The sequence below is a fragment of the Paraburkholderia sabiae genome (assembly GCF_030412785.1).
GTDB classification, from domain to species: Bacteria; Pseudomonadota; Gammaproteobacteria; order Burkholderiales; family Burkholderiaceae; genus Paraburkholderia; species Paraburkholderia sabiae.
Map to the genome: position 1 here is coordinate 82,211 of NZ_CP125295.1, position 14,520 is coordinate 96,730.

At 63.4% G+C, this 14,520-nt stretch carries 11 protein-coding genes; 4 read left to right on the top strand and 7 right to left on the bottom strand.

Going from position 1 to position 14,520, the window contains the following annotated elements:
- Positions 1-6: 6 nt before the first annotated feature.
- Positions 7-207 (bottom strand): DUF3185 family protein, encoded by a 201-nt coding sequence (locus QEN71_RS00390; RefSeq protein ID WP_201648706.1) that lies wholly within the window; start codon positions 205-207, stop codon positions 7-9.
- Between the two features lie 337 nt (positions 208-544).
- Between QEN71_RS00390 and mgrA the strand changes: the two genes are divergently transcribed.
- Entirely contained in the window at positions 545-1,588 is a 1,044-nt protein-coding gene (gene mgrA / locus QEN71_RS00395; protein ID WP_201648705.1) for an L-glyceraldehyde 3-phosphate reductase, read from the top strand.
- 116 nt (positions 1,589-1,704) lie between these two features.
- Here the strand turns inward: mgrA and QEN71_RS00400 are convergent, their stop codons facing one another.
- The 5 genes from QEN71_RS00400 to QEN71_RS00420 form a co-directional block, all read right to left on the bottom strand.
- Positions 1,705-1,887, bottom strand: coding sequence for a hypothetical protein (locus tag QEN71_RS00400; protein WP_007582094.1), 183 nt, complete (start codon positions 1,885-1,887; stop codon positions 1,705-1,707).
- Positions 1,888-2,160: 273 nt separating this feature from the next.
- Positions 2,161-3,432 (bottom strand): MFS transporter, encoded by a 1,272-nt coding sequence (locus tag QEN71_RS00405; RefSeq protein WP_201648704.1) that lies wholly within the window; start codon positions 3,430-3,432, stop codon positions 2,161-2,163.
- 142 nt (positions 3,433-3,574) lie between these two features.
- Entirely contained in the window at positions 3,575-5,065 is a 1,491-nt protein-coding gene (locus tag QEN71_RS00410) for an efflux transporter outer membrane subunit (RefSeq protein WP_201648992.1), read from the bottom strand.
- An 11-nt stretch (positions 5,066-5,076) separates the two neighbouring features.
- Positions 5,077-6,345 carry an efflux RND transporter periplasmic adaptor subunit gene (locus tag QEN71_RS00415; RefSeq protein ID WP_201648703.1) on the bottom strand — a complete coding sequence of 423 codons (1,269 nt, stop codon included), beginning with the start codon at positions 6,343-6,345 and terminating at the stop codon, positions 5,077-5,079.
- A 66-nt stretch (positions 6,346-6,411) separates the two neighbouring features.
- Entirely contained in the window at positions 6,412-9,594 is a 3,183-nt protein-coding gene (locus tag QEN71_RS00420) for an efflux RND transporter permease subunit (RefSeq protein ID WP_201648702.1), read from the bottom strand.
- 435 nt (positions 9,595-10,029) lie between these two features.
- Between QEN71_RS00420 and QEN71_RS00425 the strand changes: the two genes are divergently transcribed.
- Positions 10,030-10,242 carry a hypothetical protein gene (locus QEN71_RS00425; RefSeq protein WP_054917862.1) on the top strand — a complete coding sequence of 71 codons (213 nt, stop codon included), beginning with the start codon at positions 10,030-10,032 and terminating at the stop codon, positions 10,240-10,242.
- A 126-nt stretch (positions 10,243-10,368) separates the two neighbouring features.
- Positions 10,369-11,391: a serine/threonine protein kinase gene (locus tag QEN71_RS00430; RefSeq protein WP_201648701.1), complete on the top strand. Its 1,023-nt coding sequence runs from the start codon at positions 10,369-10,371 to the stop codon at positions 11,389-11,391.
- Positions 11,392-11,403: 12 nt separating this feature from the next.
- On the opposite strand, the gene QEN71_RS00435 is transcribed toward QEN71_RS00430, so the two are convergent.
- Positions 11,404-13,416, bottom strand: a complete 2,013-nt coding sequence (locus QEN71_RS00435) for a DUF3857 domain-containing transglutaminase family protein (protein ID WP_201648700.1) — start codon at positions 13,414-13,416, stop codon at positions 11,404-11,406.
- A gap of 379 nt (positions 13,417-13,795) precedes the next feature.
- On the opposite strand from QEN71_RS00435, the gene QEN71_RS00440 reads away from it, so the two are divergent.
- Entirely contained in the window at positions 13,796-14,518 is a 723-nt protein-coding gene (locus QEN71_RS00440; RefSeq protein WP_201648699.1) for a PepSY-associated TM helix domain-containing protein, read from the top strand.
- Positions 14,519-14,520 lie beyond the last annotated feature (2 nt).

Genomic DNA, 14,520 nt, shown 5'->3' on the forward strand with positions numbered 1-14,520 from the left:
GTTGATTCAGCGCTTGCTCGACGCGAGCCCGATCAGGCCGGCGAGTGTCGCGACAATGCCGCCCGCGATCAGGAAGATCGTCTTGTTGGTCGGCGAGCCGGTGAAGACGCGCGACACATCGTTGCTGAACGAATGAAACGACTGGCCGCCGAAGTACAGCAGCACGATGCCGCCGACGATCAATGCGAGCGAGATCGCTTTGGTCATGAACACACTCCCTCATCGATGAATAAATGTGGCCGAAAGTCTAGGGGATCGACGGCACCGAGTCCATGCTCGCGTCCCGCAGTGTGGGCGTCTGCAGCATGCGCGGCGATTGGCTAACATAGCGTGTTGGGCCGTCGTTGCACGGTCGCAATCTGCATGCCGCAGACCAGCGCGGATAGTGGAATAGCGGCGCAATAGACCCTTCGTTTGGTACCGGTACCGCGCTGTCTGCACTATCTGCAAGCGGCACCGGGCGCGGCACACCAGATAACAACAAACGCTTCATTCCTGCGATGCACGATCCGCATCGCCGACTCCATCTCAGAGGACTCCATCAATGGCTTACGAAGCAGCTTCAGCCCGCTATTCGGACATGCAGTACCGCGTCTGCGGCAAGTCAGGTCTCAAACTGCCGGCGCTGTCGCTCGGCCTGTGGCACAACTTCGGCGACACGACGCCGATCTCGACGCAACGTGAGATCCTGCGCACCTCGTTCGATCTCGGCATCACGCACTTCGACCTCGCGAACAACTACGGCCCGCCGTACGGCAGCGCGGAAACGAACTTCGGCCGCATCTTCAAGGACGACTTCCGGCCGTATCGCGATGAACTGCTGATTTCGTCAAAGGCCGGTTGGGACATGTGGCCCGGCCCGTACGGTCAGGGCGGCGGCTCGCGCAAATACGTCCTCGCGAGTCTCGATCAGAGCCTGCAGCGCATGGGTCTCGATTACGTCGACATTTTCTATTCGCATCGTTTCGACGTCGACACGCCGCTCGAAGAGACGGCAGGCGCGCTCGCGAGCGCCGTGCAGCAGGGCAAGGCGCTGTATATCGGCATCTCGTCGTACTCCGCTCAAAAGACGCGCGAAATGGCGAAGCTGCTCGCCGAATACAAGGTGCCGCTGCTGATCCATCAGCCGGCGTACAACATGCTGAATCGCTGGATCGAAAGCGAACTGCTCGGTGCGCTGGAGGAAACGGGTTCGGGCGCGATCGCGTTCACGCCGCTCGCGCAAGGTCTGCTGACGGGCAAGTACCTGAACGGCGTACCGCAGGACGCGCGCGTCAACAAGGCAGGCGGTGGTTCGCTGAAACAGGAGCATCTGAGCGAGCAGAACATCGAACGCGTGCGCAAGCTCAACGTCATCGCGGAACGCCGCGGTCAAAGCCTCGCGCAGATGGCGCTCGCATGGACGCTGCGCGATTCGCGCGTGACGTCGGCGCTGATCGGCGCAAGCAAGGCCGAGCAGGTTCGCGAGAACGTCGCGGCGCTGAAGAATCTGTCGTTCACGGCGGAAGAACTCGCGGAGATCGACCGGTATGCGACGGAAGGCAGTGTGAATCTGTGGGAGAAGCCTTCGACGGATCAGCACATTTGATCGCCGAGGCATTCGCACTGCGATGCCAGATGAGAAAAGCCGCCCATCTGGGCGGCTTTTTCTTTTTCGCGCCAGGCCGTGTCGCCCGGCGCATGTCACATGCGAAAACGGCTTCGCTACACCAGCGCAGGCAACCCCTCTACCAGCACGACCGCAAACACGACGCCCAGCAACGCGCCCAACACACGCAGCGTGTTGTGCCTGAACTCCGTTTTGCAAGGCAGCGCACCGAGGAAGAGCGCCCCGGCCAGCGCCATCGGAATGACCAGAATGAAATCACCGATCGTGAAGTAGTGCATGCCTGTCTCCTTTATGTAATCGCCTGGACGCGACTGCATGCGGCGCGCCTGAAACCAGTATAGGAGACGGTGTCGATGCGTTTTGTGGGTTGGAGCGCACGAGCGCTTCTGTCCCTCGCGCCGGAAAGCGAAGCGGGGCAAGGCTTTGCGCGGTGCGCGCAGTTGTGAGCAGAATTTCGCGCGATGTCGCCGCCCGCTTACGTCGACCTTTCTGAATATGCGCTTTATCGGTCGAAACGTCGGCGGGCGTCGCACGGCATTGCAGAAATGACGTCAGGCCGCGCCGATGCGTTCGCGGGCCCGTAGCCGCGTCGACGCGAGTATGCCGATCAGCAGCAATCCGCCGACGAGCGCCGCGACGCCCGTCCACGCATACACCGCCCACACGCGCCCGCCATACGAGCCGACGATGCTCGATCCAAGGTAATACGCGAGCAGATACAGCGCGGCCGCCTGGCCCTTCGCTTCCTTCGCGATCCGTCCGACCCAGCCGCTCGCAACCGCGTGTCCCGCGAAGAAGCCGAACGTCACGCAGGCGATCCCGCATGCGATCAGCACGAGCGACTGCGTGGTCGTCATCAGCAGGCCGCACAGCATGATGACGATGCTGCCCGTCAGCACGCGTCCGCGCCCGAACGTGTCGGCCATGCGGCCCGACCACGGCGACGCGACCACGCCCGTCAGATACACCACAAAAATTCCGCCGATGGCCGTCTGACTCAGCCCGAACGGCGGCGCGAGCAGCCGGTAGCCGATGTAGTTGTACAGCGTGACGAAGCTGCCCATCAGCACGAAGCCCATCAGGAATAGCAGCGGCAGACCGGGCCGGCGGAAATGCTTCGTGAGTGCCGTGCGGTGATGGGCAAAGCCGAGTCCGCACCGTGGCACGAAATGGCGCGACGGCGGCAGCAGCGAACGGAACGCAAGCATCGACAGAATGCCGAGCACGCCGATCGTGCCGATCGCAACGCGCCACGAGAACAGATCCGCGACGACGCCGGTGATCACGCGTCCCGCCATGCCGCCGATCGCCGTGCCGCCCACATAAAGTCCCATCGCGAGACCGAGGCCGTCGGGATGCACTTCTTCCGCGAGATACGCCATCGCGACGGCGGGCACGCCGCCGAGCGCGAGTCCTTCGAGCGCGCGCAACAACAGCAGCGCATGCCATTGCGGCGTGAACGCAACCGCGAGCGTCAGCAGCGACGAAGCGGTGAGCGAAGCCGTCATCAAACGGTGACGGCTCCATCCTTCCGACACGAAGCCCGCGATGAACACGGCGAGCGCGAGCGCCGCCGTCGTCAGCGACAAGGACAGGCTGCTTTGCGCGGGGCTCACATCGAACGAAGCGGAGAATGCGGGCAACAGCGGCTGCACGCAGTAGAGCAGCGAGAACGTCGCGTAACCGGCGAACAGCAGCGCGAGACTGGCGCGCCAGTAAGCACGTGTGCCGCGCTCGAGATACGGCGCGCCGGAAGGGGAAGCAGAGGAAGAGGCGAAAGACGAAGAAGCAGCGGGCCGACTCGGGTCCGACGATGCGGTCACAACAAAACTCCCGGAAACGATGAGAAGAAGCACGGAGCGCGCTTTCAGCAGGCGCGCGAGGGCTCAACGATACGCCGATTGCGTCGTGGGCGTCGTCGAACTCTGCAGCAAGACGCGGGCCGGAATGCCCGCGATGCGTGCCTCAGCTACGTGTCGCGGACGCCGCGCTCGCGGGCTGGCCGGCGGCGTCGGGATGTGTGAGCTGCTCGTCGGTGGGCAGGGACGTGGCGTCCCAGCCGCCGCCCAGCGCCTTGATCAGCGCGACGCTCGCGGCCATCCGGCGGCGCGCGATCGATACGGCTTCGCGCTCGTTGGTGAGCGCCGTCGTCTGCGCGACGACGACATCGAGATACGTGATCGCGCCGTTCTTGTAGCGGTTCGACATGATCGCGAGCGAGCGCTGCGCGGCTTCGACGGCGTCGTCCTGCGTCTGCGCTTCCTGTTCGAGCACGCGCAAGGCCGCGATGTTGTCTTCGACCTGGCCGAACGCTGTCAACACCGTCTGTCGATACTGCGCGACGCCTTCGTCGTAGTTCGCCTGCGCCTCGGCCTTTTGCGCGGCGCGTCCGCCGAAGTCGAGCAAGGTGCCCGCGAGCGACGGCCCGAGCGACCAGAAGCGGCTCGGCGCAAGCAGCCATTGACTGAAGTTGGTCGCCTCCAGCCCGCCCGTCACCGACAGGATCAGATTCGGAAAGTACGCCGCCGTCGTCACGCCGATCTGCGCGTTCAGATCGACGATATGCCGTTCGGCGGAAGCAATGTCGGGGCGTCGTTCGAGCAGCGTCGATGGCACGCCGACAGGCGCGATCACGGGCACGGCGACGAGCGGCGCGACGGGCAGCGAGAACGTCGAAGGCGGCTGGCCGATCAGAATCGCGATTGCGTGTTCGAGCTGCGCGCGCTGCACGCCGAGATCGATCGATTGCGCCTGCGTCGTGCGCAATTGCGTCTGCGCCTGAGCAACATCGGCGTCGGTGGCGATGCCGCCCTTGTAGCGGTTCTGCGTGAGTTCGACGGCTTCCTTGTACGCGGCGATCGTGTCGTCGAGCAACTGCCGCTCGCGGTCGATACCGCGCAGTTCGAAGTAATCCGTCGCGAGTTCGGCCTGCATCGACAGCAGCGCGCTTTGCGCATCGGCGGCGCTGGCTTGCGCGTTCGCACGCGCACCTTCGACGCTGCGCGACACGCGGCCCCACAGGTCGGGTTCCCAGGTCGCATCGGCGCCGACGATCCAGTCGTCGAGCGTCTTGCCCGCCGACGACTTGAACTTCACGTTTTCCGACGACCGCGCGCGCGAGTAGCCGCCGTTCATCGTGACCACGGGGAAGAACTGCGAGCGAAACTGCGCGACCTGCGAGCGCGCCGCGCGAAAGCGCGCCTGCGCGGCCTGCACGTTCTGGTTCTCGCTGGCGACCTGCTGCTCCAGCGCGTTCAGCGAGGCATCGTTGTAGGCCTCCCACCACGCGCTGCGGATATGCGCGTCGGCGGGTTCGGCGGCTTTCCAGCCTGTGCCTTCGAGTTCCTTGTACGTGGCCGCGGTCGGTGCTGTCGGGCGCTTGTAGTCGGGGCCGAGCGTGCACGCGGCAAGCAGGCTCGCGCCAGCAAGCGCGAGAACCACGGAACGCAGACGCATGCGATGCGTGCTCACTCTGATGCCTTCGAAGTCGGTTCGTTTTGTGCCGAAGGCAGAGCGCCTGACGCGCCTGATCCACCCGCTGCCTTACCCGCCTTCGGATGCACGATGCGCACTGCCGCGCCGTCGACGATCGAATCCTGCGGATTCAGAATCACCTGTTCGTCGCCCGTCAGCCCCGACGCGACCGCGACACGCGTCCCGTAGTCGGTGCCGAGCGCGACCTTGACGAGCTTCACGCGCTGCTGCGCATCGACGGTTGCGACCTTCACGCCGTCCGGGCGGAACAGGAACGCGTTGCCGGGCAGCGTGAACGGCGCGGCGACCTGCGACTTCAACGCGAAATGCACCTGCGCATACGCGCCCGGCAGCAGATCGCCATTGCGATTGTCGACGTCGACTTCGACGAGCATCGTGCGCTGCTGCGCATCGACAGCGCCTGCCGTGCGTGCGACGGTGCCGGGATAGTGCTTCGCCGGCGTCTCGGTCAGCGTCAGATACGCGGTCTGCTGCGCCTTCACTTCCTGCGCGTAAGCCTGCGGCACGTTCACATAGACGCGCAGCCGGTCGGCCTGCGCGACGTGGAACAGTTCCTTCGCCGGGCCGCCCGAACTGCCCGCATCGATCAGCGCGCCGACGTCGACGTTGCGCGCCGTCACAATGCCGTCGAACGGCGCATAGACCTTCTGGAACGACTGCATCTTTTCGAGCCGCGCGACGTTGAAGCGCGCGGCATCGAGCGTGCCTTTCTTCGCGAGCATGTCGCCGACCTTTTCGTCGGTTTCCTGCTTCGAAACGGAGTTGCTGCGCAGCATCTCCGACCAGCGGTCGGCGGTGCTTTTCGCGAGCGCGTAATTGGCCTGTGCATTCGCGAGATCGGCGCTCGCAGCCTTCAGCTGATCGTCGACTTCGGGCGTGTCGATGTCCGCGAGCAGTTGTCCCGCCTTCACATGCGCGCCGATGTCCACGTACCACTTCTTCAGATAACCGTTCGTGCGCGCGTAGATCGGCGTGTCGAGAAACGCCTGCACGTTGCCGGGCAACACGAGATCGAGCGCCGCCGCCGACTTCTGCGGCTTGACGACTTCGACGCTCAGTTGCGCGGCGTGCTGCGCATCGCGTTCGAGCGCGGCGTGCGCGTCGTGACGGGACCAGATGCCTTGCGCGGCGAGCGCGAGCACGACGACAGCCGCGCCAACCGCGATCCAGCGCGCGCGCTTCGATGAGCCGCGCGGGCCTTCCCCGTGCGGCGCGGACTCATCAGGACGATTCACTTCCATCTGCACTCCGGATATCTTGCGCATCGTTGTTATGACAGCGGCCGCTTCATGCTCGCTTTGGGCACGTTACTGCGGTTTGTGAACGACATGCGCGGCGGCGCGTGCGCGCCGTTCCGACAGCCGTCGATAGATCATCGAAAACACCACGGGCACGAACACCAGCGTCGCAATCGTGCCGATTGCAAGCCCGCCGATCACCGCGCGCCCGAGCGGCGCGTTCTGCTCGCCACCTTCGCCGAGACCAATCGCCATCGGCACCATGCCGATCACCATCGCGAGCGCCGTCATCAGCACGGGACGAAAACGCGTGAAGCCCGCTTCGATCGCGGCGCGCGTCGCGTCGCCGTGTTCGAGCAACTGCTCGCGCGCGAAGCTGACGACGAGAATCGAGTTCGCCGTCGCGATGCCGATACACATGATCGCACCCGTCAGCGCGGGAATCGACAGCGTGGTGTGCGTGAGGAACAGCATCCACACGATGCCCGCCAGCGCGCCCGGCAACCCCGTAATGATGATGAACGGATCGAGCCACGACTGGAAGTTCACGACGATCAGCAGATACACCAGCACGATTGCGAACACGAGACCGGCAAGCAGGCCCGAGAACGAATCGTTCATTGTCTGCACCTGGCCGCGCAGTTCGATCGACGAACCCTTCGGCAATTGCGCTTTCGTATCGGCGATGATCTTCTTGATGTCGTCGGACACTGCGCCGAGATCGCGGCCGTCGGCGGTGCCGTAAATGTCGATCGTGGTCTGCGCGTTGTAGTGCGTGAGCACGGCATTGCCGGAAGTGCGATGCATCGTCGACAGCGCGCCGAGAATGTTCGTGTGGCCGTTCGCGTTCAGCGGAATGTTCGCGAGCGATTGCAGCGAATCGATCGAATATTGCGGTGCTTCCGTGATCACGTTGTAACTGACGCCATTGCGCGGATTGAGCCAGAACGTAGGCGTCGTCTGCTGGCTGCCGGAGAGCGTGATCAGCAGATTGCTCGCGACGTCGCGCTGCGTGAAGCCGGCCTGCTGCGCGCGCGTGCGGTCGACGTCGACGAAGATGCGCGGCAAGTCCGAAGGCTGCTGGATGCGCGCGTCGGCAAAACCGGGAATGGCGCGCAATTTGTCGAGCAGCAGCGCGGCGAACGCGCGATTGCCCTGCACGTCGCGCCCGACGATCTGCACGTCGATCGGCGACGGCATGCCGAAGTTCAGCGTCTGACTGACGATATCCGCGGGCAGGAAAGCGAACTGCACGCCGGGGAATTCGTCGGTGAGCGTACGGCGAAGCTTGCGCACGTAATCGGCTGTCGGATGGTGGTCCGGGTTCAGCGTGATCAGGATGTCCGCGTCCGACGTGCCGATCGTGCCCGTGTTGCTATACGACAGGTTGATGCCCGACACGGGCAGACCGATGTTGTCGATGATCGAATGCAGCTCGCCGCGCGGAATCAGTTCGCGGATGCGCGCGTCGACGCGATCCGTGACGACAGCCGTTTCTTCGACGCGCATGCCTGTTTTCGCACGCAAGTGCAGCGCAATCGTGCCGGCGTCGACGGCAGGGAAGAAGTCGCGGCCGAGGAACGGCATCAGCAGCAACGACAGCAGACAGCAGCCCAGAAATATCGTCACGAACGGGCCGGGCTTCGCGACGCGCGCTACGAGAAACCCGTGATAACGCGCGCGCACGTTCTCGAAACCGCGCTCGAACGCGAGGTGCATCCGCATGAACGGATTGCGCGTTTGCTGCGAATGATGGAAGTCGGCGGGACGATGGTGATTGCGCAGCAGATACTTCGCGAGCGTCGGCACCAGCGTCCGCGAGAAGAAGTACGACGCGAGCATCGCGAACACGACGGCTTCGGCGAGCGGAATGAACAGATAGTGCGCGACGCCCGTCAGCAGAAACATCGGCACGAACACGATGCAGATGGAAAGCGTCGACACGAGCGTCGGAATCGCGATCTGATGCGCGCCGTCGAGAATCGCCTGTTCGAGATTCTTCCCTTGTTCGAGTTGATGGCTGATGTTCTCGATCGCGACGGTCGCATCGTCGACGAGAATACCGACCGCGAGCGCGAGCCCGCCTAACGTCATGATGTTGATCGTCTCGCCGAGCGCGGACAGCGCGATGATCGACGTGATCATCGACAGCGGAATCGACACCGCGATGATCAACGTTGCGCGCCAGTTGCCGAGGAACAGCAGAATCATCAGACCCGTCAGGCACGCGGCGATCAGCGCTTCGCGCAGCACGCCTTGCACCGATGCGCGCACGAACAGCGACTGATCGGCGACGGGATCGATGTTCAGCGATTCGGGCACGAGATTGCGCAGCGTCGGCATCATGGTCTTGATGCGATCGACGATTTCGAGCGTCGACGTGTTGCCGCTCTTGTTGATGGTCAAGAGCGACGCGCGCTGGCCGTCGACGCGCACGATGTTCGTCTGCGGCTGATAACCGTCTCGTACATGCGCGACGTCGCGAATATAGATCGTGCCGTTCGGCCCGGATTTGATGGGAATGTTGTTCAGGCCTGCGAGCGAATCGGGGCTCGAATTCATCTGCACCGAGTATTCCGTCGAGCCGATTTTCGCAGTGCCCGTTGGCACGATCAGGTTCTGCGCGGTGATCGAATTCACCACGTCCATCGGCGACAGATTGCGCTCCTGAAGCTTGCGCGAATCGATATCGACCATGATCTGCCGCTGCTTGCCGCCGTACGGCAGCGGTGCCGACGCACCCGGCACGGTCGCGAGCTGCGTCTTCAGGAAGTTGTTACCGTAGTCGTACAGTTCCTGCTCGGTCAGCGACGGCGACGACAGCGACAGCCGCAGGATAGGCACGGTGGATGCGTTATAGCGCAATATGTTCGGCGGCGTGATGCCGGGCGGCAGCGAGCGCAATTGCGATTGCGACAGTGCCGTGACTTGTGCGAGCGCTTCGCTGATGTTCGCGTGCGGCTGGAAGAAGATCTTGACGACGGCGATGCCGTTCATCGAAGTCGATTCGACGTGCTCGATATCGTTCACCGCAACCGACAGCCCGCGCTCGTAGTTCAGCACGATGCGCTTTTCCATCTCGTCGGCGGGCAGGCCGTTGTACGACCAGATCACCGACAGCACGGGAATGTCGATGTTCGGGAAAATGTCCGTAGGCGTGCGCAGTATCGTCAGCGGGCCGATGATCAACAGCAGCAGCGCGAGAACGACGAACGTATAAGGGCGCCGCAGCGCGAGACGAACGATCCACATGAAAAGGGCGGTCCGGTAAGGGCGGGGGCGGCTGCTTCTGGTGGCAGCGAGCGTGGCGCGACGGCGGCCCGGCCGGGCGTGCGCGACAGGAATATAGCGCGTATCGTAGCTTACATTGACATTTTTGAGACGAGTGGATGGCTCGGTTTATGATGAGCCTGTTACGGGCTGTTACAGTCAGGGTTTCGTAAGTCGAATCGACCGGATGAGCGCCTGACAAGGCCTTACTTTTTACTTTGCCAAAAGGCCCAAAAGGGCAACAATGGGGCTCAACGGGTCGTCTTCCGCAAGACAGTGGTCGAAGGTAAGTCGATCCCCGCCCTTGGTTTTCGAGTCAGGTGCGCATGCAACCATTTGCGCGTTGCGGCGCTTTTATCAGCACATTGACCGGCGCGGTCCCTAACAAGCCGGCAATTGGGAGAACGGGGAAACATCATGCAAGTCGGTTCTATTGTTCGATCCGTGCATATTGCCGTGCCACAAGGCGCGCGCGGAATCGTGATGCGCATTCTCGGCGACATGGCGATGGTGGCGTGGTACGCCGGCGAGCCGGGTACATCGAAGATATTGAATACGGAACCCTTTTTCCTCGAGGATCTGATCGACACGGGCGAGTTCGTTCGTCCCGCCGGCGCACAGGTGCATTGAGCGCGGTTTTGTTCGCTGCTGTCGTGACTGCCGAGATGTGCGGCCGCTGAACGGCGCCGCGTCGCGAGCGAATCGCGGGTCATACTCGCGCTCGTTTTTGTGCCCGGCACGGCGCACAATGCGGGCATGAACGAAGACACTCCAATTCCGCAGGACGGCCAAGCCGTTCCTTTTGCCCGGCTCACGCCGGAGGTGGTGCTCGACGCGCTCGACAGCGTGCTCGACACCGTGGGCGTGCGCACCGACGGGCGCATGCTGCCGCTCAACAGCTACGAGAATCGCGTGTATCAGGTCGGCGTTGAAGACGGGCCGCCTGTCGTCGCGAAGTTTTATCGTCCGGAGCGCTGGACGGACGAGGCGATTCTCGAAGAGCACGCGTTCGTCGCCGAACTGACTGCGCGCGAAATTCCCGCCGTGCCTGCACGTACCTTCAACGGTGCGACGCTGCATACCTTCGACGGCTTCCGCTTCTCCGTCTTCGATCGACGCGGCGGCCGCGCGCCTGATCTCGATCGCAAGGACACGCTCGAATGGCTTGGCCGGTTTATCGGGCGCATTCATGCTGTCGGTCAGACGGTGAACTACGCGGCGCGTCCGACGCTCGACATCCACACCTTCGGTTACGAGCCGCGCGACTATCTGCTCGCGCAAGACTTCATTCCCGCCGACGTGCGCACCGCGTGGCAAGCCGCCGTGAATCTGGCGCTGGAAGGTGTCGAGCAGGCGTTCGAACGTGCGGGCGATGTGCGCCAGTTACGCATGCACGGCGACTGTCATCCGAGCAACGTGCTGTGGACCGACGCAGGCCCGCATTTCGTCGATTTCGACGATAGCCGTATGGGTCCTGCGATTCAGGATCTGTGGCTGCTGCTGCCGGGCGAGCGCCAGGAGGCGTCGCGCGCGCTGACGGATCTGCTCGCGGGCTACGAGGACTTCTGCGAGTTCGATCAGCGCGAGTTGCATCTGATCGAAGCGTTGCGAACCTTGCGGCTGATTCACTACTCGGCGTGGCTCGCGCGGCGCTGGGACGATCCGGCGTTTCCTGTTGCGTTTCCGTGGTTCAACACGCAGCGTTACTGGGAAGACCGCATTCTCGAATTGCGCGAGCAGATCGGCGCGATGCAGGAAGGGCCGCTCTGGCCTGTGTGAATTCGTGCTTCGTCAGTCGGCGGCTTGCGTGCGGCGTTGCGATTCGGCGATCACGCGCGAGGACGCCGGCGCGATCGACGATGCGCGCTGCGCCACATCCACGAGCGTCGAGCGGACGATCACTTGCGCGCGCACGTCACGGCCGATCGTCTCCATGCCCGCGCGCATCTGCGTGAAATCATCCGGCGAACACACCTCGCTGCCGAAGCGTGTGTAGCCGTCGCGCGTCACGGTGATGACATGTGCGGTCGCGTCGTATGAGTACGTCGAGCGATAGTCGATGAAGCGGTCTTGCGCGGCCAGCGCTTGCGGCATGTCGATCACGCTGAAATTCGCAGGCAGCGCAATGCGCGTGCGCTCGTGCAACTCGACATTGCGGCACACGAAAGGCTGCGTGCGTTGCCGCTCGCCGAGCCAGTAGCGCACATCCGACTGAAAGCCACCGACGAAGCTCGTCAATGCCGGGATCGACGCGGCTGTGCCTGGCACGACGAAGTCTTCGAGCTTGCCTTTCATCGTCAGCGACAACGGGCCATCCGCTGCGTTGAGGTTGCTGCTCGATAACGTCGCCGTGCCCGACAGATTCACCGAGCGCAGTTCGGCCTGCAGCGATTCTTCGCGCTGTGCAGGCGTTTGCATGCGCAGCAGCGCGCGTCCCTGTTCCGCGACCCAGCCCGCAGCTTCGAGCTGATAGACGAAGCTCGCCGAACCGTCGGGTGCGATGTCGATCGACAGATCGGTGGTGCGCGACATCGTGGCCGTCGACGGCGTGCGCGACAGCGTGCCTTCATCGACGAGCACGGCGGGGCGGTTCATGTCGGAGGACGGCAGATAGCCGAACTCGACATTGGGCGCTGTCGAGTCGGCGTAGAGCTGCAGGTCGGGCAGCCACGTGATCACGTGATTCAACACGCCGTAGCCCGGCACGTCGGGAAGCGTGTAGATCGTGCCGCTGCTGATCAGCGCGGGTTCGTTGCGAATGCCGACGGCGTCGAGCAGCGCGCCATACAGCGCGACGTGATCCTTGCAGTCGCCGTAGCGCAGCGTGAGGATATCCGTCGCGCGATGCGGGACGACCGCGCCACGCCCGATGTTCACGGCCACGTAGCGGATGTTCTTGCGGATCCAGTCGTAGAGCGTCTTGGCTTTGGCGCGCGGCGTCGGATCGCGCGTGGTCAGCGAGCGGGCCAGATCGACGATGGCCGGGGCCGACGCGCTCGCATCGTCGGCCGATTCGCGATACTTCGCAGCGAACGCGGCGTAATCCGGATACGTCGACACCATCAGCCGGTCGCCGTAACTCACATACGCAATCGATCCGTATTCGAGCCGCGCGAAATGCGCCCTGTCGTAGCGATACTCGTAGCGTGTTCGGCCGTTTTTCGTCGACGGCGGCAGCGCGACGAAACCGCGCGAATCGGCATAGAGTGGCTTGCCAGCAGGCAGATCGTAGATGAGTCGGAAGTTGTGAGTCGGCGCGAGATCGGGCGGCGTGAAGTCGCTGAAGTGACCGGGGACGATCGGCTGCTTCTGCGTCTTCCGATACTTCAGATGCACGCGCGCGCCCGGCTCGACGGCGGGAAACACGATCACCTTTTCGAGGATGTCCTGGAACATCGGCGCGTCGAAAGAGCGCGCCTCCTGGACGTCGCGAATCTGCTCGGGACGCACGTCGTGGCGCGTGCCATCGGCGGATGTGGTGTACGCCTCCAGAACGTCGACGCTCGCCATGTTGCGGTTGAACCAGATGTAGTACTGCGCGACTCGCGCGACGCCTGCTTCGTTGTTCACGTGCAGCGTCATCTCATCGATCTTCGTGTACGAGCCGTCGGCGTTCACCGTGAAAGTCTGCGTTTCGCGCTCGTTCGTGTAGGGCTCGATGGGCGCGCTCGCCGCGACGTTGAGTGTGGCGATGCCTGCCTGGTTGGACGCTTCGCCGGGGACGGCAACTTCCGCGGCGTGGGCTGCGCACATGAAATAGGCGCAAGCGGCCATCGCGATTCGAAGGATCGTGAAAAGGCGCATGGGGAGTCAGGCGTCCGAAGGAATTGGTCTAGTTCTGTCGCATCCCTCACTTCAAGATCACACAAAGTTTGTGTCAAGCGGGCAGACCGCACACAAGAACACCATTTTTCTGATCTTTGTCCCGGCGCCCGGCATTGAGGAAAATTACATTTTGTGTAATGATAGTTATTCTCATCTGAAGGGCGTCGCCAGCCATTTGTCATCTTTCTCCTCGTGACAAGCCAGCCAGCTCTTCGATGACTCACTGTTTCAGCCCTGACAATCGCCCCTTGCCTTAGGTCGGGCGCGATCCGTTCCCGCTCCGGAACGGCACTTCCAGTTGCCAACTAACCTCGTCTCCGCTCGCCGGCGACGCACGACCCGTTTTGCCAGGAACACGATGAACGCGCCCGAATCGATCGAATTGAAGCCTGCCGCCCGCGCGAGCGCGATGCCTGGCCGCATCCAGCAAATGGATGCCGACGAACTGGCCGCGCGGCGCCAGCGCTCGCGGCGCGCGACTTTCATCAAGTGGCTTCGCAAGGTGCACGGCTGGGTCGGGCTGTGGGGCGCCGTGCTTGGATTGCTGTTCGGCGTGACGGGCTTCTTGCTGAACCATCGTGCGGGGCCGCTGAAGGTGTCGTCGGGCGAACCGCAGGTCGAGCAGTTGCAGATTCCGTTGCCGCAGAAGGGCTTCAAATCGCCGGGCGATATGTCGCGCTGGCTGAAGGACGAACTGCATATCGACGGCAAACCGGGCAGGGTGCGTCGCGAGCCCGCGCATCCCGTCGCGTGGGGCGATCAGAGTGCCGTGCAGCCGGAGTTCTGGCAGGTCGGGATCGCCGGTCCTGGGCAGAACGTGCAGGCCGAGTATTGGGTTGGCAACGGGTTTGTATCCGTGAAGCGCACGCAGAACTCGTTTCTCGGCACGATGAACAATCTGCACAAGGGCACGGGACTGAGCGTCGGCTGGGTGCTGCTGATCGATACGATCGCGGGCAGTCTGATTCTGTTGTCGCTGACAGGCGTGCTGCTGTGGACGGAACTCAACAAACGTCGCACCGTAGGCGCTGTGCTGATCGGCGGATCGATCGTCGCGGCCGTGGTGTGCGGCTTGATGTGATG

Excerpts from the sequence above, each read along its gene's own strand:
- QEN71_RS00390 (WP_201648706.1), bottom strand. The coding sequence starts at position 207 with ATGACCAAAGCGATCTCGCTCGCATTGATCGTCGGCGGCATCGTGCTG.
- mgrA (WP_201648705.1), top strand. The coding sequence starts at position 545 with ATGGCTTACGAAGCAGCTTCAGCCCGCTATTCGGACATGCAGTACCGC.
- QEN71_RS00400 (WP_007582094.1), bottom strand. The coding sequence starts at position 1,887 with ATGCACTACTTCACGATCGGTGATTTCATTCTGGTCATTCCGATGGCG.
- QEN71_RS00410 (WP_201648992.1), bottom strand. The coding sequence starts at position 5,065 with ATGCGTCTGCGTTCCGTGGTTCTCGCGCTTGCTGGCGCGAGCCTGCTT.
- QEN71_RS00415 (WP_201648703.1), bottom strand. The coding sequence starts at position 6,345 with ATGGAAGTGAATCGTCCTGATGAGTCCGCGCCGCACGGGGAAGGCCCG.
- QEN71_RS00420 (WP_201648702.1), bottom strand. The coding sequence starts at position 9,594 with ATGTGGATCGTTCGTCTCGCGCTGCGGCGCCCTTATACGTTCGTCGTT.
- QEN71_RS00425 (WP_054917862.1), top strand. The coding sequence starts at position 10,030 with ATGCAAGTCGGTTCTATTGTTCGATCCGTGCATATTGCCGTGCCACAA.
- QEN71_RS00430 (WP_201648701.1), top strand. The coding sequence starts at position 10,369 with ATGAACGAAGACACTCCAATTCCGCAGGACGGCCAAGCCGTTCCTTTT.
- QEN71_RS00435 (WP_201648700.1), bottom strand. The coding sequence starts at position 13,416 with ATGCGCCTTTTCACGATCCTTCGAATCGCGATGGCCGCTTGCGCCTAT.
- QEN71_RS00440 (WP_201648699.1), top strand. The coding sequence starts at position 13,796 with ATGAACGCGCCCGAATCGATCGAATTGAAGCCTGCCGCCCGCGCGAGC.